This window comes from uncultured Nitratireductor sp., from assembly GCF_913053745.1.
Classification (GTDB): domain Bacteria; phylum Pseudomonadota; class Alphaproteobacteria; order Rhizobiales; family Rhizobiaceae; genus Nitratireductor.
In genome coordinates this window covers 1-24,347 of record NZ_CAJXGF010000063.1, presented here as the reverse complement: position 1 = coordinate 24,347, position 24,347 = coordinate 1, and the positions used below count along the sequence as shown (strand labels likewise).

General features: G+C 60.6%; 24 protein-coding genes. 6 read left to right on the top strand and 18 right to left on the bottom strand.

Going from position 1 to position 24,347, the window contains the following annotated elements; all coding sequences use genetic code 11:
• From leuD to leuB, 3 genes are all read left to right on the top strand, one after another.
• Positions 1-369, top strand: a 369-nt coding sequence (leuD, locus tag QZ638_RS12025; RefSeq protein ID WP_295810579.1) for a 3-isopropylmalate dehydratase small subunit, incomplete at its 5' end; no start/stop codon positions are given.
• Complete coding sequence (locus QZ638_RS12020; protein WP_295810577.1) at positions 360-782, top strand: RidA family protein; 423 nt, start codon at positions 360-362, stop codon at positions 780-782. The genes leuD and QZ638_RS12020, both read left to right, overlap by 10 nt.
• Before the next feature lie 72 nt (positions 783-854).
• On the top strand, positions 855-1,964 hold the full coding sequence (leuB, locus tag QZ638_RS12015) for a 3-isopropylmalate dehydrogenase (protein WP_295810575.1): 1,110 nt from the start codon (positions 855-857) through the stop codon (positions 1,962-1,964).
• A 36-nt stretch (positions 1,965-2,000) separates the two neighbouring features.
• Here the strand turns inward: leuB and QZ638_RS12010 are convergent, their stop codons facing one another.
• On the bottom strand, positions 2,001-2,159 hold the full coding sequence (locus QZ638_RS12010; protein WP_295810574.1) for a peptide ABC transporter permease: 159 nt from the start codon (positions 2,157-2,159) through the stop codon (positions 2,001-2,003).
• A 380-nt stretch (positions 2,160-2,539) separates the two neighbouring features.
• Here QZ638_RS12010 and QZ638_RS12005 point away from each other — a divergent pair, with 380 nt between their 5' ends.
• Positions 2,540-3,574 (top strand): aspartate-semialdehyde dehydrogenase, encoded by a 1,035-nt coding sequence (locus tag QZ638_RS12005; protein ID WP_295810571.1) that lies wholly within the window; start codon positions 2,540-2,542, stop codon positions 3,572-3,574.
• Between the two features lie 78 nt (positions 3,575-3,652).
• Here QZ638_RS12005 and rpsP read toward each other — a convergent pair whose 3' ends face one another.
• The 6 genes from rpsP to QZ638_RS11975 form a co-directional block, all read right to left on the bottom strand.
• Positions 3,653-4,072, bottom strand: coding sequence for a 30S ribosomal protein S16 (rpsP, locus tag QZ638_RS12000; protein WP_295810568.1), 420 nt, complete (start codon positions 4,070-4,072; stop codon positions 3,653-3,655).
• Between the two features lie 25 nt (positions 4,073-4,097).
• Positions 4,098-4,601: a GNAT family N-acetyltransferase gene (locus tag QZ638_RS11995; RefSeq protein ID WP_295810566.1), complete on the bottom strand. Its 504-nt coding sequence runs from the start codon at positions 4,599-4,601 to the stop codon at positions 4,098-4,100.
• Positions 4,598-4,936 (bottom strand): chorismate mutase, encoded by a 339-nt coding sequence (locus tag QZ638_RS11990; protein ID WP_295810563.1) that lies wholly within the window; start codon positions 4,934-4,936, stop codon positions 4,598-4,600. The genes QZ638_RS11995 and QZ638_RS11990 overlap by 4 nt, the downstream gene beginning before the upstream one ends.
• A 9-nt stretch (positions 4,937-4,945) precedes the next feature.
• On the bottom strand, positions 4,946-6,514 hold the full coding sequence (gene ffh / locus QZ638_RS11985) for a signal recognition particle protein (protein ID WP_295810561.1): 1,569 nt from the start codon (positions 6,512-6,514) through the stop codon (positions 4,946-4,948).
• A gap of 339 nt (positions 6,515-6,853) precedes the next feature.
• On the bottom strand, positions 6,854-7,303 hold the full coding sequence (locus QZ638_RS11980) for a hypothetical protein (protein WP_295810559.1): 450 nt from the start codon (positions 7,301-7,303) through the stop codon (positions 6,854-6,856).
• A gap of 163 nt (positions 7,304-7,466) precedes the next feature.
• Positions 7,467-8,090, bottom strand: a complete 624-nt coding sequence (locus QZ638_RS11975) for a DUF1236 domain-containing protein (RefSeq protein WP_295810557.1) — start codon at positions 8,088-8,090, stop codon at positions 7,467-7,469.
• A gap of 212 nt (positions 8,091-8,302) precedes the next feature.
• Here QZ638_RS11975 and QZ638_RS11970 point away from each other — a divergent pair, with 212 nt between their 5' ends.
• Positions 8,303-9,118 (top strand): lytic transglycosylase domain-containing protein, encoded by an 816-nt coding sequence (locus tag QZ638_RS11970; RefSeq protein ID WP_295810555.1) that lies wholly within the window; start codon positions 8,303-8,305, stop codon positions 9,116-9,118.
• A gap of 181 nt (positions 9,119-9,299) precedes the next feature.
• Here the strand turns inward: QZ638_RS11970 and QZ638_RS11965 are convergent, their stop codons facing one another.
• From QZ638_RS11965 to QZ638_RS11940, 6 genes are all read right to left on the bottom strand, one after another.
• The gene (locus QZ638_RS11965; protein ID WP_295810552.1) at positions 9,300-10,523 is read right to left on the bottom strand and encodes an argininosuccinate synthase; all 1,224 of its coding nucleotides are present in this window, start codon (positions 10,521-10,523) and stop codon (positions 9,300-9,302) included.
• 191 nt (positions 10,524-10,714) lie between these two features.
• The gene (locus QZ638_RS11960) at positions 10,715-12,256 is read right to left on the bottom strand and encodes an indolepyruvate oxidoreductase subunit beta family protein (RefSeq protein ID WP_295810550.1); all 1,542 of its coding nucleotides are present in this window, start codon (positions 12,254-12,256) and stop codon (positions 10,715-10,717) included.
• Positions 12,257-12,264: 8 nt separating this feature from the next.
• Positions 12,265-14,418, bottom strand: a complete 2,154-nt coding sequence (locus QZ638_RS11955) for an indolepyruvate ferredoxin oxidoreductase subunit alpha (protein WP_295810548.1) — start codon at positions 14,416-14,418, stop codon at positions 12,265-12,267.
• A 50-nt stretch (positions 14,419-14,468) separates the two neighbouring features.
• Entirely contained in the window at positions 14,469-14,951 is a 483-nt protein-coding gene (locus tag QZ638_RS11950; RefSeq protein ID WP_295810545.1) for a MarR family transcriptional regulator, read from the bottom strand.
• Positions 14,951-16,522: an NAD(P)/FAD-dependent oxidoreductase gene (locus QZ638_RS11945; RefSeq protein WP_295810542.1), complete on the bottom strand. Its 1,572-nt coding sequence runs from the start codon at positions 16,520-16,522 to the stop codon at positions 14,951-14,953. The genes QZ638_RS11950 and QZ638_RS11945 overlap by 1 nt, the downstream gene beginning before the upstream one ends.
• 12 nt (positions 16,523-16,534) lie before the next feature.
• Positions 16,535-17,323 carry a cyclase family protein gene (locus QZ638_RS11940; RefSeq protein ID WP_295810541.1) on the bottom strand — a complete coding sequence of 263 codons (789 nt, stop codon included), beginning with the start codon at positions 17,321-17,323 and terminating at the stop codon, positions 16,535-16,537.
• Between the two features lie 416 nt (positions 17,324-17,739).
• On the opposite strand from QZ638_RS11940, the gene holA reads away from it, so the two are divergent.
• On the top strand, positions 17,740-18,780 hold the full coding sequence (gene holA / locus QZ638_RS11935; RefSeq protein ID WP_295810538.1) for a DNA polymerase III subunit delta: 1,041 nt from the start codon (positions 17,740-17,742) through the stop codon (positions 18,778-18,780).
• A 65-nt stretch (positions 18,781-18,845) separates the two neighbouring features.
• Here holA and QZ638_RS11930 read toward each other — a convergent pair whose 3' ends face one another.
• The 5 genes from QZ638_RS11930 to mnmE form a co-directional block, all read right to left on the bottom strand.
• Positions 18,846-19,715, bottom strand: a complete 870-nt coding sequence (locus tag QZ638_RS11930) for a ParB/RepB/Spo0J family partition protein (protein WP_295810536.1) — start codon at positions 19,713-19,715, stop codon at positions 18,846-18,848.
• A 59-nt stretch (positions 19,716-19,774) separates the two neighbouring features.
• Entirely contained in the window at positions 19,775-20,563 is a 789-nt protein-coding gene (locus QZ638_RS11925; RefSeq protein ID WP_295810532.1) for a ParA family protein, read from the bottom strand.
• 53 nt (positions 20,564-20,616) lie between these two features.
• Positions 20,617-21,249 carry a 16S rRNA (guanine(527)-N(7))-methyltransferase RsmG gene (gene rsmG, locus QZ638_RS11920; protein ID WP_295810529.1) on the bottom strand — a complete coding sequence of 211 codons (633 nt, stop codon included), beginning with the start codon at positions 21,247-21,249 and terminating at the stop codon, positions 20,617-20,619.
• Entirely contained in the window at positions 21,249-23,120 is a 1,872-nt protein-coding gene (gene mnmG / locus QZ638_RS11915; protein ID WP_295810526.1) for a tRNA uridine-5-carboxymethylaminomethyl(34) synthesis enzyme MnmG, read from the bottom strand. The genes rsmG and mnmG overlap by 1 nt, the downstream gene beginning before the upstream one ends.
• 260 nt (positions 23,121-23,380) lie before the next feature.
• A partial coding sequence (mnmE, locus tag QZ638_RS11910; protein WP_295810524.1) for a tRNA uridine-5-carboxymethylaminomethyl(34) synthesis GTPase MnmE occupies positions 23,381-24,347 on the bottom strand: 967 nt, incomplete at its 5' end.

Genomic DNA, 24,347 nt, shown 5'->3' with positions numbered 1-24,347 from the left:
GGGTCGAGCCGTGAACATGCGCCGTGGGCGCTGCTCGACTTCGGCATCCGCTGCGTGATCTCCACCAGCTTCGCCGACATCTTCTACAACAACTGCTTCAAGAACGGCATTCTCCCCATCAAAGTGAGCCAGGAAGAGCTGGACATGTTGATGGACGATGCACAGCGCGGCGCCAATGCCACGCTGACCGTCGATCTGGAAGAGCAGGAAATCAGAGGCCCCGACGGTGGCGTCGTAAAATTCGAGATCGACGCCTTCAAACGTCACTGCCTGTTGAACGGTCTCGACGATATCGGCCTCACCATGGAGAAGGCCCCGGCGATCGAGAGCTTCGAGAACAAATACACGGAAAGCCATCCATGGGCGTAGACGGGGGCGACAGCAGCGGCGGGCGTCGCCTCGTCTCTACGGGATCTCCCTTCGAAAAGACAGCCGGTTACAGCCGCGCAGTCATCGATGGGGATTGGTGTTTCGTTTCCGGCACCACGGGCTACGACTACGCCACCATGTCCATTCCCGACAGTGTGGAAGAGCAGACGCGCAACTGCCTTTCCACCATTCGCGCCGCATTGACCGAAGGCGGGTTCGAGCTCGCCGATGTGGTACGCGCGCATTATTACGTGACCAGCCGTTCCTACGTTTCGCGCGTTTTTCCGATTCTCGGTGAAGCTTTTGGTGACGTTCGGCCTGCAGCGACGATGATCGTCTGCGATCTGAACGAACCGGAGATGAAGATCGAAATCGAGGTAACCGCGTTAAGACGCAACCGTACCGCTTCATGAGGCGGTAGCCTTGCGCAATCCAGCGCGGCGGATTAGCAAGTCTCTCGAATTTCAAAGTTCGAGAGGCATTTCATGGCAACGCGCAAACTTCTTCTTCTCCCCGGCGACGGCATCGGCCCCGAGGCGATGGCCGAGGTCAAAAAACTCATCGATATGATGAATGCCGATTTCAGCGCCGGCTTCGAGACGGAGGAAGGCCTCGTGGGCGGTTGCGCTTACGACGCGCACGGCCAGTCGATTTCGGACGCCGACATGGACAAGGCCATGGCGGCGGATGCCGTTCTGTTCGGCGCGGTGGGCGGTCCCAAATGGGATAGCGTACCCTACGAAGTCCGTCCGGAGGCCGGTCTCTTGCGTCTGCGCAAGGAAATGGAACTGTTCGCCAATCTGCGCCCGGCCATCTGCTATCCGGCGCTGGCCGCTTCATCCTCGCTCAAGCCGGAGGTCGTCGAAGGTCTCGACATCCTGATCCTGCGCGAACTGACCGGCGGTGTTTATTTCGGCGAACCCAAGGAGATCGTCGATCTGGGCAACGGCCAGAAACGCGGCATCGACACCCAGGTCTACGACACCTACGAGATCGAGCGCATTTCCGGCGTCGCCTTCGAACTGGCGCGCACGCGGAGCAACAAGGTCTGCTCCATGGAAAAGCACAACGTCATGAAGTCGGGTGTTCTGTGGAAAGAGGTCGTCGCCAACACGCACAAGGCAAACTATTCCGACGTCGAACTGACCCATATGCTGGCAGATGCCGGCGGCATGCAGCTTGTGCGCTGGCCCAAACAATTCGACGTCATCGTCACCGACAATCTGTTCGGCGACATGTTGTCTGACGTTGCCGCCATGCTGACGGGCTCGCTTGGCATGCTGCCTTCTGCCTCGCTCGGCGCCCCGGACGAAAAGACAGGCAGCCGGAAGGCGCTCTACGAACCCGTGCACGGGTCCGCGCCGGACATTGCCGGAAAGGGCATCGCCAATCCGATCGCCATGATCGCCTCCTTCGCAATGTGCCTGCGCTATTCCTTCAACATGGTTGAAGAAGCAGACCGTCTGGAAAAGGCCATCGCCGCGGTTCTGGACGACGGTCTGCGCACAAAGGATCTCATGTCCGAGGGCATGAGCGAGGTCGGTACCGCCGCAATGGGCGACGCCGTCGTCGCGAAGTACAAGGCGCTTGCCTGACCGTCCGGTCCGCCACGCCTTGTGGGCGCGATCTGCCTAAACAAGCGCCCACACAAGCGCCCACACAAGCGCCAGGACGACAATGCCGGCAAGACCGGCGATGAAGATCGTCCGGCGCAAGGGGGTGCGCAGCACGATGTGGCCTTGCCGCGCCTCTTCGCCGGATAGATGGGTTCGGTCAGGTTTTTCCGACATTTGCTTGCCTCCTGCCGGAACAACCGGCAGCGGGCGGGTTGGTTCCGGTTCGGACAGGGCGCATTGCGGCATCTTGGCCCGTTCATTTACGCTATTGCGTTGACTTCATCCCGATTCAGCGTAAAACAACGCCCGGAAACGGAGACCCCTTTGCCATGCGCGCGCAACACGAAGCGCCATCCGCACAAAGTTTTTCGGACGCCGCCGGGAACGGCAGCGTCGGTCTTCGCTTTACCGAAACGACAGCCAAAACGACGACCAAAACGGTCTGATCCTCCGGCTGCTCGTTCTCTCCCCGGGCCCAGCCGGGGAGAAGGTGCCTGCACAAGGCAGGCCTTCAAATCAAAGCCAAGCGGAGAGAGACAGGAGTTAAAAACCAGATGGGTTTCAAGATAGCTGTCGCCGGCGCCACGGGGAATGTCGGCCGCGAAATGCTCAATATCCTCGAAGAGCGCGGCTTCCCGGCTGACGAGATCGTCCCGCTTGCTTCACGCCGTTCGGTCGGCACCGAGGTTTCCTACGGCGACAAGACGTTGAAGGTCAAAGCGCTCGAATCCTACGACTTTTCCGACACCGATATCTGCCTCATGTCTGCGGGAGGGTCGGTCGCCAAGGAGTATTCACCCAAGATCGGTCAGCAGGGTTGCGTGGTGATCGACAATTCGTCGGCCTGGCGCTACGATCAGGACGTGCCGCTGATCGTTCCCGAGGTGAACCCCGACGCGGTCGAGGGCTTCACCAAGAAGAACATCATCGCCAATCCCAACTGCTCGACCGCACAGCTCGTGGTGGCGCTCAAGCCGCTGCATGAAGCCGCGACCATCAAGCGCGTCGTCGTGTCCACCTACCAGTCGGTTTCCGGCTCGGGCAAGGAAGGCATGGACGAACTGTTCGAACAGACGCGCGCCGTTTTCGTCGCCGATCCGATCTCGAACAAGAAGTTCACCAAGCGCATCGCCTTCAACTGCATTCCGCATATCGACGTCTTCATGGAGGATGGCTTTACCAAGGAAGAGTGGAAGATGGTCGCCGAGACCAAGAAGATGCTCGACCCGAAGATCAAGCTCACGGCCACCTGTGTCCGCGTGCCGGTGTTCATCGGCCATGCGGAAGCGGTGAACCTCGAGTTCGAAAAACCGATCACGGCCGACGAGGCGCGCGAGATCCTGCGCGAAGCGCCGGGCTGCCAGGTCATCGACAAGCGCGAGGACGGCGGCTACGTCACCCCCTATGAGAGCGCCGGCGAGGACGCCACCTATATCAGCCGCCTGCGTGAAGACCCGACGGTCGACAACGGTCTGGCGCTTTGGGTGGTGGCCGACAATCTGCGCAAGGGCGCTGCACTCAACACGGTGCAGATCGCGGAGCTTCTCGTGGCGCGCGGCCTGATTCAGCCGAAGAAGGAAGCGGCCTAGAACCCTTCGGTTTTCAAGATCGAAACAAAAATGGCGGGCCAGAGGCCCGCCATTTGCATTCCAGACAGTTGGAACCGCTTAGCTTGCGGCTTCCTCGGCTGCAGCCTCTTCGGCCGGAGCTTCGGCTGCAGCAGCCTCGGCTTCTGCAGCCGCGGCCTTCGCATCTTCCTCGGCCTGCTTGGCGGCGTCGATGCGCTCCTGCGCCTTCTTGCCGGGCTTCGCCTTGTTCGGGTTGTTGCGCTCGGTGCGCTTGGCAATGCCGGCCTGATCGAGGAAGCGCAGAACGCGGTCGGTCGGCAGGGCGCCGTTGTCGAGCCAATGCTTGATGCGCTCCTCGTTGAGAACGATGCGCTCGCCGTCCTTGGGCAGCATCGGGTTCCAGGAGCCGACCTTCTCGATAAAGCGGCCGTCGCGCGGGCTGCGCACATCGGCGATCACCACGTGGTAGTAGGGGCGCTTCTTGGAGCCCGCACGGGCCAGACGAATTTTCAGTGCCATGGGTTGTTCCTTTCCATAATGGCGTTCAAGCCGGCAGAATGTGCCGGAATCTCAAGCGCGGCTCGCCGCGCAGTTCGGTGGCGGACATGGGCTCGGCACCCAGTCTTCTCGCAACGGCCTGTGAGGCCAGATTGTCCGGATGGACAAAGCTCATCAACGGCGGCAATCTCAATTCCTTGGCTGCCCACGCTTGCACGCGGCGCGCCGCTTCGACCGCATAACCCTTGCCCTCGAAACCCGCGTAGAGGCTCCAGGCGAGCTCCGGCTCGTCTATCAGCGGTGGATGCCAGAGACCGACATAACCGGCGACCGCATCGGTGTCCTTCGGCTGCACGGCAAACATGCCATAGCCATTGAGCACCCATGCGCCGGGCATGGTGGCAAAGCTGGTCCATGCCTGGAAAGCGTCCTTCTGTCCACCGATATAGCGCGTGCGCTCGGGATCCGCGCAAAAGGCTGCGTAAGCGGAAAAATCTTCCCGCTTCCAGCCGCGAAGGATCAGGCGTTCGCTTTCGAGGACCGGTGTCATCTTCCGGCGCTCCCATCCCGCCCCCCGCCATTGCCGTGCTCCTCGGCAATCGCTTCGTGGTGACGGATTACTTCGTGAATGATGAAGTTCAGAAACTTTTCGGCAAAATCCGGATCGAGATTGGCATCGTCGGCCAGCCGTCGCAGACGCGCGATCTGGCGCTCTTCGCGCGCGGGATCGGCCGGCGGCAGATCGTGAACGGCTTTCAGATGGCCGACGGCCTTGGTGCAGCGAAAACGCTCCGCCAACATATGCACCAACGCCGCGTCGATGTTGTCGATGGAGGCACGAAGTTCCAGAAGCTGCGCCTTGGCCGCATCCGTATTGCCGCTCATCCCGTCCCCCTACTTCTTCTTCGGCAGGCCGGGAAGGCCGCCCGCACCCGGAAGCCCGGGCAAACCGCCACCCGGCATGCCCGGAAGACCTTTCGGCAAGCCCTCCTTTGGCAGACCGCCTGCTCCGCCGAGGCCGGCAGCCTCGGCCTGTTTTTGCAACGCCTCAAGCTGTTTCGGGTCCATCTTGGAAAGATCCGGCATTCCGCCCGGCATTCCTCCAAGTCCCATTTTCTGTGCCATGCCGCCCATGAGGCCACGCATCATACCGCCCTTGCGGCCCTTGCCGCCCATGGCCTTCATCATGTCGGCCATCTGGCGATGCATCTTCAGAAGCTTGTTGATCTGCGCCGAATCCGTGCCGGAACCGGCAGCGATACGCTTTTTCCGGCTGTGCTTGAGCAATTCGGGGTTGGAGCGCTCCTTCGGTGTCATCGACTGAATGATGGCGATCTGGCGACCGAACATCTTGTCGTCGAAACCTGCGGAGGCCATCTGGTCCTTCATCTTGCCCATGCCCGGCATCATGCCCATGATGCCGCCCATGCCACCCATGCTTTGCATCTGGCGCAACTGCTCGGCGAGATCGTTCAGGTCGAACTTGCCGGCCTGCATCTTCTTGGCCATCGCCGCGGCCTTCTCCGCGTCGATGGTCTCGGAGGCCTTTTCAACCAGCGAGACGATGTCGCCCATGCCGAGAATGCGGTCGGCGATGCGCTTGGGATAGAACTCCTCCAGCGCATCCATCTTTTCGCCGACACCGATCAGCTTGATCGGTTTGCCGGTGACGGCACGCATGGAAAGTGCGGCACCGCCACGCCCATCACCGTCCATACGGGTCAGAACCAGGCCCGTGATGCCCACACGATCGTTGAAGTTGTTGGCCAGATTGACCGCATCCTGACCGGTCAGCGAATCCGCCACCAACAAGATTTCGTGTGGGTTCGACGCGCTCTTGATGTCGGCCATTTCGACCATGAGCGGCTCGTCGATATGCGTGCGGCCGGCGGTGTCGAGGATCACGACATCGTGACCGCCAAGCTTGCCGGCCTGGGTGGCGCGCTTGGCAATTTCGACGGGAGACTGGCCGGCAATAATCGGCAGTGTGGCAACACCGGTCTGCTCACCGATCTGCTTGAGCTGCTCCTGGGCGGCGGGGCGGCGCGTATCGAGCGATGCCATCAGCACCTTCTTGCCCTGCTTCTCCGTCAGGCGCTTGGCGATCTTGCCGGTCGTCGTCGTCTTACCGGATCCCTGCAGGCCGACCATCATGAGAACCACGGGCGCCGGCGCATTGAGATCGATCGTCTCGCCTTCAGAGCCGAGCATCTCCACCAGTTCGTCATGAACGATCTTGACGACCATCTGGCCCGGTTTGATCGATTTGAGGACCTCTGCCCCGACGGCCTTTTCGCGCACCCGATCGGTGAAGGAACGCACCACATCGAGCGCCACATCCGCTTCGATCAGCGCACGGCGCACCTCGCGCAACGCCGCAGAGACATCCGCCTCCGACAGTGCGCCGCGACCGGTCAGGCCGTTCAGGATGGAACCAAGGCGTTCCTGAAGCGATTCAAACATCCGCGTTCCTCATATCTCGCATCGATTGCTTGTCCGCGAGAGGTAATGCATCCGCGCCCGGGCTTCAAACATCGCGCAAAGCCGAAAAGCACCCGGGGGCGCATCGCGCTGCCGGATGTTGACCTCCAGGATCGTCGCTTTTCGTTGAAAGGCGCCCTGGTCGGCTGCTCGGAGTTGTCACTCGTCGCGGAAATTCCGCGCCTGTAGACAGGAAAACGGGGCAAGAGTCAAGAAGATCGCCACCGGTGCCACAGGCGGCGCGGGAACGACGAAGGAGCGCTTCGCCGTTCTACGCTCAAGAAAAAGGCGATGATCGGCTGTCTGCGTATGAAAGCCGCCTCAATCGCCTTCGGTATCGCCTTCGGTGCTCGGAAACTCAAACGGACACCACAGGTCGCCCAACTCCGCCTCGTCGCAGTTCTTGGAGCAATCGGCCGGTGCGGTCGCGTATCCGTATTCCACCGGATTGGCGCATATCAGGCGGTTCATCGAAATTTGGCAAAGCCCGTTGAATATCCACCACGATGCGCATGACTCTTCGGCGGTGACTTGAGCCAGCTTGAGCGAACCCGGCACCTGCCTGGGCAGGAAATCTGGATACACCCAGTCTCGACCGTCTGCGCACGAGCCGAGCGGCTTCTCCACGCAGCGCGATATGTCAGCATGTCTTGTCATCAGCGCGGTGCTCGGCTGATCCGATAGTTCGGCAAGGGCTCCATCGCCGAAACATGCAAGAAGACAGAGAAAGCCAGTGCCGAGTATTGGAAGCTTGAGAATCTTGTTCATCATAAAATGCCTTCAGTATATATTTAGCTGGCTAATTATATACTGAAACCGCTTCCGTGCAATCCATATTTCTTCATTCGAATCGGGGGTGATAAATGCGAGAAGAGCCGCGGCGATCCGTTCGCCACGGCTCTTCGATAGCATTTCCTTCAATGTCAGCCGGCTTCTAGCGCAGCACGTAGACGATGCGACGCGTTTCCGGTTCCACCAGAACCGGTTGCTCATTCACATAGACATACCGGTAATTATAGTCGGGAATTTCACGCACCTCGACAGTTTCGGGAACGACCGCGCCGACAACCACTTCGCCATCCAGATAAACCGGATCGCCCGTGTTGGTTTCGACATAGGTCGTTACCTCGGCTGGCGGTGCGGGAATGGGCTCAATCGTACCCAGCGCCGTCTTGCGGCCGATCAATTCGCCGCGCACCGGTGGGGCCTCGATGCTCGCCGTCGCTTCGTAGGAAACGGGCGGCAGAGCTTCGGCCGGGCGTTCCGTCACAACAGTATACTCCTCAGCGCCGCCAAACGGCGCAGTCAGATAGTCCGAATAGGCCCAGCCATCGACTCCGGCATGGGTGACGACACACCATTTGCTGCCTTCCTGACACCCGCCGATCGTCGCTTCTTCGTTGACGCCGATAACACCGACAATGGGGTATTGGGGTCCCGGGCCGGAGCGAACATTAAGGTCGGCGGTCGCTCGTGCAAGAACCTCGGCGCTCGCGACGCCGGCAAAAGCCAGCAATGCAACGGCACTCGCGGCGCCCTTGAAAAACATTCCGTTCATGGCTCTTCTCCAATCTGCTTCGATTGACGCTACAAACGGAACCCGGAACGATCGGTTCCACGCCGCATCGCCGGCAAACGAACGAATCCGACCGCGAAACGGTTCGGTAATGACCGTTATGCTAAGGAATTCAACGCTTGCGGCCGCTGAGAGCTTGTGTAATCGCTGCCGGCATCACATTATCTAGCCATCTTTATCTTAAGGAGAGCAACATGGCTTTCGGGGGAAGAACGGTCGTGTTGGCCGCTTCGGTTTGTGCCTCACTACTCATGGCGGGACACGCCTCCGCCGCTCAATGCGGAAACAATGGCGGTGGTTTCGAGACCTGGAAGGCGCAGTTTAGCCGCGAGGCTGCGGCGCGCGGCATCGGCCAGCGAGGCTTGAATGCATTGGGCGGTACGCGCTACGCGAGCAAGACCATCGCCGCTGATCGGGGCCAGAGAAGCTTCAAACTGTCATTGAAATCCTTCATGCAGAAGCGCGGTTCGAACGCCATCGTTTCGCGCGGCAAGGGCATGAAGAAGAAGTACGCGCGGCTTTTTGCCAACATAGAGCGACGCTACGGCGTGCCAGCCGGCCCGCTGATCGCCATATGGGGCATGGAGACCGGCTTCGGCGGCTTCCTTGGCAATCAGAACATCCTGTCCGCAGTGGCCACGCTCGCTTATGACTGTCGGCGCTCGGAGTTTTTCACCGGACACCTCTATGGCGCACTGACGATGGTCGATCGCGGCATGCTGGACCCCAACGCCAGGGGCGCGGCGCATGGAGAGATCGGGCAGACGCAGTTCCTCCCCGGAAACGCCCTCAAATACGGCGTCGACGGCGACGGGAACGGCCGCGTCGACATGATCCGCTCCTCCGCCGACGCACTCGCTTCCACGGCAAACTTCCTGCGCGCGCACGGTTGGCGTGCCGGTGCCGGCTATCAGCCGGGCCAACCCAACTTCCGCGCCATCCAGGGCTGGAACGCAGCCAGCGTCTATCAGCAGGCGATTGCCATCATGGCCAAGGAAATCGATGGGTGAGAATCGTTCCGCGTAGCGCTCGGAAAGCCAACGATTTGGCTTTTCGCGCGACGAACGCCCGGAGCCGTAGTGAAGGGCCGAAAGACTTTAAAAGAAAGTCTCCCCTCTCCTTTCCAAGGCTCACAAAAAAGCCGGCATCACAGCCGGCTTTTTTAATATCGAAGCATCAAAAAGCGGCCTGTCAGCGCCCCCGTTTCCGCGCCGCCAATGTGCGCAACCGCAACGCGTTCAGCTTGATGAACCCGGCTGCGTCCTTCTGATCGTAAGCGCCCTGGTCGTCTTCGAAAGTCACGAGCGCGTCCGAATAGAGCGATTTGTCGGACTTGCGGCCGGTCACGATGACATTACCCTTGTAGAGTTTCAGGCGCACCTCGCCTTCCACGTCCTCCTGGCTCTTGTCGATGGCCGCCTGAAGCATCTCGCGCTCGGGCGAGAACCAGAAGCCGTTGTAGATAAGCTCGGCATAGCGCGGCATCAGCTCGTCCTTGAGGTGTGCCGCACCACGATCAAGCGTCACGGACTCCATCGCCCGGTGCGCTTCCAGCAGGATGGTGCCGCCCGGCGTCTCGTAGACACCACGCGACTTCATGCCGACAAAGCGGTTCTCCACAAGGTCGATGCGGCCGATGCCATTATCGCGGCCAAGATCGTTCAGCGCCTTGAGCAACGTTGCCGGCGACATTGCTTCGCCATTGATCGCGACGGCATCGCCCGCCTTGAAGGAAACCGTGATCTCGGTCGGTTCGTCGGGCGCGTCCATCGGCGAGACGCTGCGCTGATGCACATACTCCGGCGGCTCGACCCACGGGTCCTCGAGCACCTTGCCCTCGGATGAGGAATGCAGAAGATTCGCGTCGACCGAGAAAGGTGCCTCGCCCTGCTTGTCCTTCGGCACCGGAATCTGATGAGCCTCGGCGAAGTTGATGAGATCGGTGCGCGACTTGAACTCCCAGTCGCGCCAGGGCGCGATCACCTTGATGTCGGGATTGAGCGCATAGGCGGAAAGCTCGAAACGCACCTGGTCGTTGCCCTTGCCCGTCGCGCCATGCGCGATGGCGTCGGCACCGGTTTCGGCCGCGATGTCCACCAGCCGCTTGGAGATCAGCGGACGGGCAATCGACGTGCCGAGCAGGTAGATACCCTCGTAGACCGCGTTGGCGCGAAACATCGGGAAGACGAAGTCACGCACGAACTCCTCGCGCACATCCTCGATATAGATTTCCTTGATGCCGAGCATCTCGGCCTTCTTACGCGCCGGCTCAAGCTCGTCGCCCTGGCCAAGATCGGCGGTGAAGGTCACCACTTCGGCACCCAGCTCGGTCTGGAGCCATTTGAGGATGATCGAGGTGTCGAGACCGCCCGAATAGGCGAGCACGACCTTTTTCACGTCTTTGAGTTTCGTCATGGTCTTTCCCGATATGAGAAGCTCGGCATGGCCGGCCGGCTCCGTACACCGGAGCCCCTGAAGTCGAGGCGACTAATATCAGGAATGACGGCGCGGGCAAGGCCAGACCCGGCAAATGAAAGGGACCACGCCGCTTCCGGCATGGCCGGCAGCTTCCACGTGGCCCCACGCAGCCCCCATGCAGAATACGATCAGGCCGCTTCCAGCGTCGCCACTGTCTTCAGCGCCCCGTCCAGCATGTCGCCTTTTTCGTCCTTGAGCGCGGCCTCGCGAAGCCGGCGCAGCCAATCGGCGGCGTCGTCGCGGCCTTCCAGAAGTTTCAAGCCGGACAGGACGCGGTCGAACTTGGAATGGGCGCGCACATGCGTATCGCTATAGCCTTTGATGAGCCGGCGGCAATTGAGGATCTCGACGGCCAGCGCATAGTTGCGGCGTGCCTCGTCGAGCGCCAGCGCATACCAGCGATCCAGATGTGCCTTTTCGACCTGATGGCGCAACAGCGAGCGGCGCCAGGGGCGCAGCGTGCCGATGAACCACAATACACCGAAACCGAGGATGCTGTCGGTGCGGATCCGCCGGCCACGATTGATGCGGCGATCCACCCATTTGAAAAGAGCCGGGCGGTTCTCGATGAAACGGCCGATTCCAGCCGGAAGCGTGCCGCAGAACTCCTCGACGCGCGGGTGGAAAAACTCCGTTACCTGCAGCACATTGGCGTCGTCGACCTTCATTTCCCTGCGGATGCGTTCCGCCCGCGCGGTGCGCGTCTTCAGGTCGGCAACCCGCAGGATGTCATCATAACACATGGCGTTCGCCACATGCTTGGCCGCTGCCTCGCCGAGCGCATGCCCGCGGTCGGGACCGTCCAGTGCCAGAGCCATGTCCAGCCGATCGAGATATTCCGCGCCATATGCAAGATCTTGATAATCGACCACCTTGCGCAACCCGGCCATCGCCATCGCTCCAACGGACTCTGGATATGCTTCGGCACGAGCGGCGAGCGCATTCCACTCCGAGAGCAAGCGCTCCGGTCCCTCCACGGCGGTGCCCTTCCCCGCGGACGGCGCTTCTTCACGCACCTCGCTGGCCTGTTCGCCCGAAACCGTGCGCTCGAACGCCTTGCCGAAAGCCGCGAGGCTGGCCTTCACGCCACGCCCGGAAGCCTCGATGGTTTGCTCGTAGCTTTCGCGCGCAAACGGCAGGGCGCCCGACCCGGCAAGCGCGCCGAAAAGGCTCGACGAGATCACCGATCCCGCTTCCACGGCCACCTTCTCCATATCGAAACAGATATAGCGGCTGGCCGCCTCGCGCGCATTCTTGTGAACGGTTGGTGAATCGGCACGGCCATCGCCCGGCTCGATCTTCTCCGAAACGGCGGCGATGCGGTGCGCGGATGCAATCAGCGTCGTGCGGTCGGGCGTTACGAACCCGCGCATCACCGCCCGCCCCGCCTCCATCAGTTCGGCGGCGATCAGGATGTCTATATCCCCTTGCGCCGGCGCGAGCGAAAAGACCGGTCGGCGTCCGGTATCGGGGCACATCTCGACGTAATAGATCGTTGCGCCCGTGCGCTGGGCCACGCCCGCAACGGATGTGGCCTGGGCGAGATAGCCGTTGCGTTCGGCGACATCCGTTATCCAGTTAGTCAGCACGCCGCCGCCCTGCCCGCCAACGGCGAGAATGGCGAGCTTGATAATCTTCTGGGTTTCTTCGGTCTTGATCGGCTTGGCCATGGAGTTTCTCAAACCTCCCCGAATGTCAGGCGCCGCTTCTCACGGCGAATTTGCAGGAAGCGATTGATGCTACGGCGTATACCGTCGGCGAAGCGGTCCCATCGCCCCGGATTGTGCACGACGTCAGCGCGGTAGAAAGACGGGCACAGTACGGCTGCATCCGCCACTTCGCCGCAATTGCCACAGCCGACGCAGGTATGGTCGATGGCCGCCACCGGATCGTCGCGCAACGGATCGTCGAGCTGCTTGACAGACAGCGACGGACAGCCCGACAGCCGCATGCAGGCGTGATCGCCGGTGCACACATCCTCATCGACACCGAAGCGCGGTTTCACCACTCGCTCGCCGCCGGAAATCGCCTTGGCGGTCTGCGGCTTTTCGCGACGCTGTCTGTTGAGCATGCATTCGGAGGAGGCAACGATCACCTTCGGCCCCTTTTCCTCCGTCGTCAGCGCTTCGCGCAGCGCGGCGCGCACCTTGGTCACGTCATAGGTGCGGTCGATATGTCGAACCCATTTCACGCCCATGCCCTTCACCGCATCCGTGATCGGATGCTTGGTCGACTTGGTGGGATTGTCGGCGCGCGAGGACAGAATGTCCTGCCCACCCGTGGCCGCCGAATAGAAATTGTCGACAACGAGAATGACGCCGTCATTCTCGTTGAAAACCGCGTTGCCGATAGAGGATGTCAGTCCGTTGTGCCAGAACCCGCCATCGCCGACGAAAGAGATTGAGCGCCGCTTGGCGTCGGGCGAGTTGAAGGCGGAAGCCGAAGCCGGTCCGAGACCATAACCCATGGTCGTCGCGCCGAGTTCGAAGGGCGGCATGATCGAAAACAGATGGCAGCCGATATCCGACGAGATGTGATGCGGTCCAAGCTCCTGTTCGATCAGCTTGGTGGCTGCGAAAATAGGGCGCTCCGGGCAGCCGGTACAAAAGCCGGGCGGGCGCCCCGGAACGACCTTGGCGAGATCGGCCGCAAGCGTGTTCTCCCCCGACGCGTTGGGCGCCAGAACCTGTGCCGTCAGCAGTTCCGGCGCATTGGCGCGCAGATAGGCACTGATCCCGTCGAGCATCACCTGGCCGGTATACTCGCCAGCCATGGGCAGAATGTCCTTGCCGAGAATTCGGGTGTCGAGCCCCTTCTTGTGCATCAGCGATGCGATCGCCTGCTCGAGATAGTTGGGCTGCCCCTCCTCCACGATCAGCACGGAATCCTTGTCCTCGCAGAAGCCGATCACCTCATCGTCGATCAGCGGATAGACGGCATTGAGCACATAGAGCGGCACATCCGTCTCGCCATACATATCGGCCAGCCCGATGCGTTGCAGCGCACGGATGACGCTGTTGTACATGCCACCCTGCAGAACGATGCCGGCCTTGCCCCGTCCAGGACCGAAGAATTCGTTGATCTTGTGCGAGCGGATGAAGTCGACCGCCGCCGGCATGCGCTTTTCCACCTTCTCCTTCTCGTGCAGAAACGAGGCTGGCGGCAGCACGATGCGGTTGGTGTCGCGGCGCGGATTCTCCAAGGCGTCCGCGACCGTCATTCCGGGCCGCTTGTTGTCCCTGGTTTCGAAGCTGCCAGTCACGTGGCAACTGCGGATGCGCACCATCAGCATGACCGGCGTGTTGGAGATCTCCGAAAGCTCGAAACCATCCTCCACCGCCTTGACGATGGAGGGCAGATTGGGTCGTGGGTCGAGCAGCCAGACCTGGCTTTTCATGGCAAACGGGTGGCTGCGCTCCTGCATGATCGAAGAGCCCTCGCCATAATCCTCGCCGACGATGATAAGCGCGCCGCCGGTTACGCCGCCGGAAGCGAGGTTGGCCAATGCGTCGGATGCGACGTTGAGGCCGACCGCGGACTTGAAGGTACAGGCGCCACGGATGGGATAGTGAACGGAGGCCGCCAGCATGGCGGTCGCCGTCGCCTCCGAAGCGCTGGCTTCGAAATGCACACCAAGTTCGCCCAGTATGTCCTGCGCATCCGCCAGCACATCCATCAGGTGGCTGATGGGCGCGCCCTGGTAACCGCCGACATAGCCCACGCCACACTGCAGAAGCGCCTTGGTGATGGCGAGAATCCCTTCGCCGTGAAAGGTTTCTCCGGCGCCGAGACGAAGCTTCTGGACCTCTTTCACAAACGAACGTTCAGCCATGGTACATTCTCCCGTCGCGTGCGCGGCAGTCGTCACCACCGCGCCGGCTGCTAGAAATTGTGTTTTCGGATGTTGCCGAGGATCTTCTGAAGCGTGGCGACGAACGCTGCATACTCCGCCTCATCGACGTCGTTGAACATCTCGGCAAACGCTTCGTGCATGGCCGGCCATGCGCGGTTGAACTCGTCTCGTCCCTTGTCGGTCAGGAAGATTTTCCGGGTGCGACTGTCATCCTGGCAGGCCTCGCGCCGCACAAGACCCTGCGTTTCCAATGCGTCGAGCGTGCGGCTCATGGTCGACTGCTCGATCACTGTATAAACGGAGAGTTCGTTGATCGACATCCCGTCGCCGACGGCGAGGACCGCGAGCGCACGCACCTGCGGCACCGTTAGTCCCTGCCGGCGCAAGTCCTGCCGCAATGTCGCATTGTAGCGCCCCATAATGCGATTCATGAGGTAAGGCGCAAATTGCTGGAGCCCCATTTGGCCCAGCGTTTGAATTCTCGAATTCCTGCTATCCAAGCGCTCGTCCATCAAAGCTTCTCCGCCAACAGATAACCCGAACCCCCGCCCAGCCCTGCACCGGGATGCGTCGACGCACCGATGTGATAAAGGCCTTCGATCGATGTCCGGTGATTGACGCTGGACTTGAACGGACGCCATAAAAACGACTGATCGACCGTCGAAGAACCGCCATAGGGATCGCCACCCACCAGATTGATGTTCATTGCCTCCAGATCGGCAGGCGAATAGGCACGACGGGAAATGACGGTGTCCGAAAAACCGTCGATGTGCCGGTTCAGGATTGCTTCCACCCGGTCTGCATAGTCTTCCCGCAGTTCTTCTGTCCATTCGCCCTTGGTCGGAACCTGAAGCTTTCCCGCCGCGTCGCCGCGCACGACACGCGGTGCCTCCGGCAATTGAAGCCAGAGGATCGCCTTTCCCGGCGGGCAGCGCGTCGGGTCGAGCGCATGCGGTTGCCCGACACAGATTGTGGGCTCCTCCGGCAACATGCCGCGCAGCGCCTCGTTACATGCCTTTGAGACGGCATCGAGCCCGGAGGTCAGATGAAGTAGCGCCACATCGCCAAGCCCCTCACCGCGCCATTGCGGCGGCCGGTCGAGCGCATAATGAAGCTGGAAGTTTCCCTTGCCATAGCGATAGCGTTTCACCGCTTCGGCAACGGCGCCGGGTTGCGGGGTCGTTTTGAGGAGGCGGCCATAGAGCTGATCCGGCGTGACCGAACAGGCCACCGTCGCCGCATGGATCGTTTCGCCGGAAGCCAGCCGAACGCCGCGCGCCCTGCCGCCTTCTGTCAAAACCTCATCGACGTCAGCGCCTGTGCGGATTTCACCGCCCTGTTCTTCGATCAACCCGCGAAACGCCTGGAGCAATGTCGCAGCGCCACCCTTGGCGATGGGCGCGCCGGCCGCTTCGAGCGCAAAGGCGATCACCTTGCTGATCTGACCGGAGAACGTGTCCTCGGGGCCCAGTCCCGCGTGCAGCGCCCAGGGCGCCCAGAGCGCCCTTGCCGTTTCGGACCGGTATCCGCCCTCAAGCCAGCTTCGCGCGGGCGTCAAGGCCTCCCCAAAGAAGGCGGCCAACTGCCTCGGGCCCCGCCGCCAGGCCTCGCGGGCCAGAAGCCGCGCCGTGGCCAAGCTCCACACCCGGCCCCCGAGCAACCCGAAGATCAGACCGGCATTTTCTTCCACAGAGACAACATCCCGGTTGTAACGCTCGCCCTCGCCCGCAGCCAGGGCATTGAATGCCGCGATGTTGGCCTGCCGATCGCGCCGATGGATGAAGAAGCTGCCATCGGCGCGCAGAACGCCAGTCGGAGTATCGGTATTGCAGAATTCCAGCCCGTGCCGCGCCAGATCGTCGGCAAGCGCGGCATAGGCCGGCGATGTGACAAACAGGACGAAGGTCGTCGCCATCACATCGTGAACGAATCCCTCCTCGGTGATCGCCTCGGTGCGCAAGCAACCACCAATGCGATCGTTACGCTCAAGCACCAGAACGCGCCGGCCCTTGCCGCCGAGACACGCGGCGGCAACCAGCGCATTGATGCCACTACCAACGATGATCGTGTCGGGATTCGACATAAAGTACTCGGCTCAGTTCCTGGAGACCAGCGCCAGCACGCGGCAAGGGCTTCCCGTGCCGTGCTCGATCTTCAAAGGCGCCGCCACCAGGATCGCACCTTTCGGCGGCAGTTTGTCTAGATTGGAAAGGCTGGCCAGGCCGTAGCGATTGGCCTTATGCAGCATATTATGCGCCGGGAACGGCGGCTCCATCGTTGCGGCCTGACCGGCGTCCGTGCCGATGGTCTCGCTGCCCCAACCGACAATTCCTTTCGCCAAAAGATACTCGATCGCTTCGGCTGTCGGCCCGGGCGAATGCGGACCGGTCTCATCGGCATTGAGAAAACCCTCCTCCGAACCGTTCCGCTTGTACCAGTCGCTGCGCAAAACCACCCATTCGCCCGACTGAATCTCGCCGTGCTCAGCCTCCCAGGCCTGGATATGATCGACCGTAAGCAGAAAATCCGGGTTCTCCGCAGTCTCTTTCGAGCAGTCGATCACATTGACCGGCGCCACGAAATTCTTCGGGTCGATCGTGTCGGTTGAACCATCGGGGTGATCGCGGCCGGTAATCCAGTGGATCGGGGCGTCGAAATGGGTCCCGGAATGCTCGCCGAGCTTCAGCCAATTCCAGGCCCACCAGGGACCCTTGTCGTCATACTGCGAGATCTTGTGAATCTCGATCTTCGGTGTATCGACCGCAAGTTCCGGCGGCAGCTTGAGAAGCGGGGTATTCGGACCCAATACGGCAGACAGGTCCACGACCTCGATCTTGCCGGAAAGCAATTGGCTCGCAATTTCACCGATGGTGGACTGGCTCATGTTTCTGCTCCTCCCAGAGACGTTTTCGACCGCGGGGAAACGGCCACGCGCGGCCACACCCGGTCTAATCGAAAAAGAATGCATATGCAAATAATAACCGACGCGGTTCCATTGATCGGGAGTTCCCGCTTTCCCTAAGCGGGTTCTCCGAAACTTCGGTGAAGTCAACGAAGAAAACGATGCCAAGCATATCTTTTTGTCCACGCGCCTCGGTCGTCGAACACCCTCGGGAAGGAGAAATAATATGCATATGAATTGAAATAACCCTGCATCGAATGCGTGGACGGTTTCGCCCTACCGAGACATCGCTCGACAGAACCGTCCGTTCAAGACCGCGCGGCTAGCCGAGGCGAGGAACGATGACGGCCTTCTTCTTTTCCCGTGCCCTGCACGATCTGCTGTGATATCCAGCCGACATGGCACAGAAGAAAGCGCACGAAGTTGATCGCTGGCTTGCAAAGCCCGAGCAAGCCTATCGCATCGTTCTGATTTACGGCCCCGATCGCGGGCTCGTCAGCGAGCGCGCCAGGCGTTTCGCGGCAAGCACGGGCCTGCCACTGGACGATCCCTTCACCGTGGTGCGTATCGAGGCGAATGAGGTCGAGCAGCAGCCCGGACGGCTCGCCGACGAGGCCCAGACCGTGCCGATGTTCTCCGATCAGCGCCTCATCTGGGTGAAAAGCGCGGGAAACCAGAAGGCCCTGGTCAACGATGTTTCGACGCTCATTGCCGAAACGCCAGCGGATTGCGTCATCCTTATAGAAGGCGGAGACCTCCGCAAGGGCGCTTCACTGCGTTCGACGGTCGAGCGCGGCGCGAGCGCCATGGCCCTGCCGTGCTACGCAGACGACGGTCGCGGCATCGACGCCGTAATCGACGAGACCCTGGGTGCCGCCAATCTGAAAATCTCTCTAGAGGCCCGCCAGCTCCTGAAAGCCAATCTCGGTGGCGACCGGTTGGCGACACGCGGTGAATTGGAGAAACTCACGCTTTATTGCGCCGGCGCCAGCGAGGTAACCGCCGAGGACATCCGGCTGCTCATCGGCGACGTTGCGGGTTTGAGCAGTGACGAGGCCGTAGATGCAGTGATTTCAGGCGGTTTTCAAGCGTTCGACAGCGCCTTTCAGCGCTTTCTGGCGGCGGGCAACCCGCCTTTTCTTGTGCTTTCGGCAGCACTTCGACAAATCCATGCACTGCAAATCATGCGGCAGGCAATGGACAGCAAAGGCGTGTCGGCCAGCACGGCGGTTGCCGGCGCCAGGCCTCCGGTTTTCTTCTCACGCCGCAAAACCGTCGAGAATGCTCTGGGTCGCTGGAACAGCAAAGCCCTGCAGAATGCCGCAGAACGTCTTCAGGCCACGATATTGCGAACGCGCCAAAAGCCGGGGCTGGCCGGATCGATTGCCCGCCAGGCATTGCTCGCGCTGACGGTTGAAGGCGCCCGCGCCCGCCGTTGACCCGGTATCAACCGGGCAGCTTACTGAGTTCGCTCGAAGAATTGCGATGACATGGGGACGACCTCTCACTGCTGAAGAAGGCGGCACAACTCGTCAAGCTGCTCCAGCGATCGGTAGGCGATCCGCATTTCTCCTCCGCGCTCCTTGTGATTGATCACCACCTTGAGACCGGTCCGGTCACTCAATAGCTTCTGCAGCGCCAGGGTGTCGGCATCCTTGTCCTTCTTGGGCGGCCGGGGAGCTTTCTCCTCTCCCTGCGGTGCCGCGGCGAGCGCTTCCGCCTGGCGCACCGACAGCCCGTCCTCCACGATGCGCCGAGCCAGGCCAACGGGATCGTCCGCCGTCACCAGCGTTCGCGCATGCCCGGCGGAAAGAGAGCCGTCGACGATCAAATCGCCGATTGCATCCGGGAGCTTCAAAAGCCTCAGCGTGTTGGCGACATGGCTTCGGCTCTTGCCTATGACCTGGCCGAGATCGGCCTGCGTATAACTGTGCTCGTCAATCAGTTGCTGATAGCCGCGGGCCTCTTCCAATGCGTTGAGATCCGCGCGCTGGACGTTCTCGATGATCGCCAGTTCCAGCGCCGCCTTGTCGTCCACCTCGCGCAGAATCACCGGCACGTCGGACAGTCCCGCACGCTGCGCGGCCCGCCAGCGGCGCTCGCCCGCAATGATCTCGAACCGACCCGGTGCATCGCCTGAACGCACGACAACGGGCTGCACGATACCGTGCTCGCGGATGGACTGCGCAAGATCGGCCAACTCGCCTTCGGCAAACTGTCGGCGAGGATTGCGCGGATTGGGAGAAATGAACTCGATGGGCACCGAGCGGTCGGCGCGCACAGTCTCCTTTTGCTCGGTTTCCGGTTTGTCCATCTCGCCGATCAGCGCGGCAAGTCCACGTCCCAGACGTTTGCGTGAAGGATCTTCATTCATGTCACAACACCATCAACCACAAAACTGACTCTTCCTGAGGCTTCTTCCATTGTCCGACATCACGCGGCCCGCAATCGGCGCTCACGGCGGATCACTTCCGACGCAAGCTGCAGATAGGCCTGACTGCCGGAACACTTCAGATCATAAAGGATCGCCGGCTTGCCATAGGATGGCGCTTCCGAAACACGAACATTGCGCGGAATGATCGTATCGTAGACCGCATCTCCCATATGCGCCCGCACATCCTCGACCACCTGATTGGCGAGATTGTTGCGCCGATCGAACATGGTGAGAACAATGCCCTGAATGCCGAGATGCGGGTTGATGGAACCGCGCACCTGTTCAACGGTTTCCAGAAGCTGGCTCAAACCCTCAAGCGCAAAGAACTCGCACTGCAGGGGAACGAGGATGGAGTCGGCCGCCGCCATCGCGTTCAACGTCAGAAGATTGAGCGAAGGCGGGCAATCGACAAGCACGTAGGAGTAAGGAATTCCATCTTCATTCAATGCGTTACGCAGTTTCAGCACACGATCCGGCGCGCTCGAAATTTCCATCTCGATCCCCAGAAGATCGAGCGTGGATGCCACGATGGAAAGACCCGGAACGGCCGTTTCCATGGCCGCCTCCATCACACCGGCATTGCCGGTCAGCACATCGTAGGAAGAAACCATACGCTGCTCGCGATCAATGCCGAGTCCGGTGCTGGCATTGCCTTGTGGGTCGAGATCGACAACCAGAACGTTTTCACCGATGGCGGCGAGCGCCGTTGCCAGATTTATGGCCGTGGTCGTTTTACCCACACCGCCCTTCTGGTTTGCGACCGTGATGATTCGCGTACGGCTGTTCATCGCTGCTGCTACCCCGAATTGACTGTACCAGAAGGTTTTGCGGCGGCACCCGGCTATCGCCGGGCTGGATTGCGCACTTCGAGAATAATGGCTGCCGCATCAACCTTATCTTCATGTTCTACCAGATCGAATCGCCACGTGTTACCGCTTTCTTCCACTTCGCGGCGGTAATCCCGCCCTTTGTGAAAGAGGCCTCTTGCCCCTTTGCTCAACCAAGGCTCCGTCAACTCTATCAACAGCGGGAGCGGCGCGAGGGCGCGTGCGGTGACGATTTGCGGCGTTTGAACCAATCCATGGCAGTCTTCGATCCGCTTGGCGTGAACGCGGGGCGTGATGCCCACTTCATTTAAAGCAGAGACAAGAAACGACGCTTTCTTTCGATTGCTCTCGATCAAATGAACCGCCGAATCGCGTTTTTCGGCCAGAAGAATAGACATGATCGCCCCGGGGAAGCCGCCACCGGATCCGACGTCCAGCCACGTCAATGCGTCCGGTTCGAGGCTTAAAAGCTGTGCGCTGTCAAGGATATGGCGCTCCCAAAGCGCTTCCAGCGTCGAGGGCGCCGCCAGATTGATGTGTCTGGACCAGCGCCGGAATATCTCCTCGAACGCAACCAAACGGTCGAATGTTTCACGTGAAACCGGTCCGGAAATGTCGACGAGCCGCGAATACTTCGCCGTGTCCATCAGGCGGCGCCCTGTTTGAGCTCGTTCTGACGCAAAGTCGCAATGATCAGCGCCAGCGCGGCCGGTGTCATTCCGTCGATACGCTGCGCATCGGCAATGTTACGCGGGCGCTTGGCCGCAAGTTTCTGCTTCAACTCGTTGGACAGTCCTGGGATGGTGTCGAACGGCAGATCCTCGGGGATCAAACGGGCTTCTTCGCGCCTCAGCATCGCGGCGTCGCTGCCCTGTCGCTCAAGATAAACAGCGTAACGCGCCTCGGTTTCGATCTGCTCTGCGATCTGAGATGGGATATCCAAGAGCTCCGGCCAGATCCTGACGAGGCGGTTCATGTCGATGTCCGCGTAGGATAAGAGATCGTAAGCTGAACGACGAACGCCATCCTTGTTCAGCGCAATTCCATGCTTCGCTGCTTCGTTTGGGCTAAAACCATGATTTTTCAACAGAAATCTAGCCTTATTCAATGCGTCCTGCATAGCTTTGAAGCGGTTTTGGCGCTCTTGAGAGGCGATACCAAGCTCCATGGCCAACGGTGTCAACCGGACATCGGCGTTGTCAGCGCGTAGGGAAAGCCGATACTCCGCACGCGATGTGAACATGCGATAGGGTTCACTGACGCCCCGCGTCACGAGGTCGTCCACGAGGACACCAATATAGGCGTCCGCACGGCTTAGCACGACCATGCTCGCGCCGGACGCAGAGCGGGCGGCATTGACGCCGGCGAGAACGCCTTGAGCCGCCGCTTCCTCATAGCCTGTCGTGCCATTGATCTGACCGGCCAGGAACAAACCTCTCACCCGCCGCGCCTCGAGCGTCGGCTCGAGATCCCTTGGGTCGACATGATCATACTCGATCGCATAGCCGGGCTGTATCATCTTCGCCTGCGCCAGACCCGGTATTGTCCTCAGGAGTGCAAGCTGCGCATCCTCCGGAAGCGATGTGGAGATGCCATTTGGATAGACAGTGTGATCGTCCAGTCCTTCCGGCTCGAGAAAGATCTGATGTCCCTCCCGGTCGCCGAATTTCACGATCTTGTCTTCAATCGATGGGCAATATCGCGGACCGACACCGTCGATGGCTCCCGAATACATGGCTGAGCGATGCAGATTGTCGCGGATGACCGCATGGGTTTCCGCCGTGGTGCGGGTAATTCCACACTCGACCTGGCGGTTGACAATTCGATCCGTCAACAACGAAAAGGGCACTGGGTCGGCGTCGGCCGGCTGCATATCCAACGACGCCCAATCGATTGTGCGGCCGTCGAGACGCGGCGGCGTTCCCGTCTTGAGCCGGCCAAGCCGAAAACCCGCCGTCTCCATGGACAATGACAGCCGCTCCGCCGCCTTCTCATTCATCCGGCCGGCCGGTATCGTCTTCTCGCCAATATGGATCAAACCCCGCAGAAACGTTCCCGTCGTAAGCACCACCGAGCCGCAAACAAGGTGCCTCTCTCCCGAAACAACCACGCCTGAAATTCTTCCCGCGTCGACCACCAGTTCCAGCGCTTCGCCTTCAATCACTTCAAGATCGTTCTCGGACCGGATGGCCTCCTGCACCGCCAGACGGTACAATTTACGGTCGGCTTGCGTCCTCGGACCCCGAACGGCCGGACCCTTACGACGATTGAGCAAGCGAAACTGGATGCCGGCCGCATCCGCTGCACGCCCCATAATTCCATCGAGCGCATCCACTTCGCGAACGAGATGTCCCTTTCCGAGACCGCCAATAGCTGGATTGCACGACATGGCACCAATCGTGTCGAAGCGCAGCGTGAGGAGCGCAGTGCGCGCGCCACTGCGCGCGGCCGCAGATGCAGCTTCAGCACCGGCATGACCACCGCCAATCACGATCACATCGTAGGTCTCGTTCTTCATGAATCAGGTCCGTAAGTCGATAACATCCCGGGCGACGATACCAGGGAGCCAGGCAATGACAGGCATTGGAGTGGACCGACACATGTCCTGTTCTGGCTGGACAGTCAAGAGATTAGCCCCGCGTTCGTTTCACGTGAAACATTGTTGCGCGCGATCATGACGCTCACACGCGTGTTTCACGTGAGTCACGCACGCACATCGCCGGCGGCTGTTTCACGTGAATCACCGTTCCCAGTTCTATCTTCGATGTTTCACGTGAGTCACTTCCCGATACAGAATTGCGAGAAAATCGTATCGAGCAGGTCCTCAACGTCGATGGTGCCCGAAATGCGCCCCAGCGCATTCGCCGCCAATCGCAGTTCTTCGGCACGAAGCTCCAACGGAAGATCGCGCCTGGATGCTGCGATATCCATATGCCTCGCTGCTTGCTGGATGAGGTGTAGGTGCCGCTCGCGAAACGGCAAGGTTTCCATGGCACCCCGGATTGTTTGCGATACCTGCTTCTCAATGTCCGAAAGCAAGGCCTCCATTCCTTCCCCGGTGCGAACCGATATCGATAGATCGTACCCATCGAGACCATCGCGACGATCCATCAGATCGATTTTGCTTCCGATCCGCCTGTGTGGGATCTCCGGTGGCAGATCAACGGAGACGGGCGCGCTGCAATCCTCCAGTGCAAGAATGAGGTCTGCTTCCCGCGCGCGACTGATTGCGCGGTCGATACCCATCGCTTCAACGCGCCCGGGATTCTCCCGGATACCGGCAGTGTCCGTAACGATCACTTTTGCGCCACCGATGTCGAGAGCGACTTCAAGCAGATCGCGCGTCGTGCCTGGCTCTTCTGTCACAATAGCGACGTCGCGCCGTGCGAGCGCATTCAAGAGGCTCGATTTGCCTGCATTCGGCGCTCCGAGTATGACCACGCGAAATCCATCGCGGATGATCTCCGCCTTCCGATAGCCTTCCCCGTGCTTTTCGAGCGATGACCGCAGCTGCGAAACTTCACGCCAGATTTCATCGGCAACCGATCCGGGGACGTCCTCTTCATCCGAAAAATCCAGTTCCGCTTCGATCATCGCACGCGCATGTATCAGTGTGCGGCGCCATCCATCATAGAGAGCTTTATGGCGTGTTTGTGTGTTGGCCAGCGCGAAGCGTCTCTGCGTTTCGGTCTCCGCTGCAACAAGATCGGAAAGCGCCTCGGCTTCCGTAAGGTCGAATTTCCCA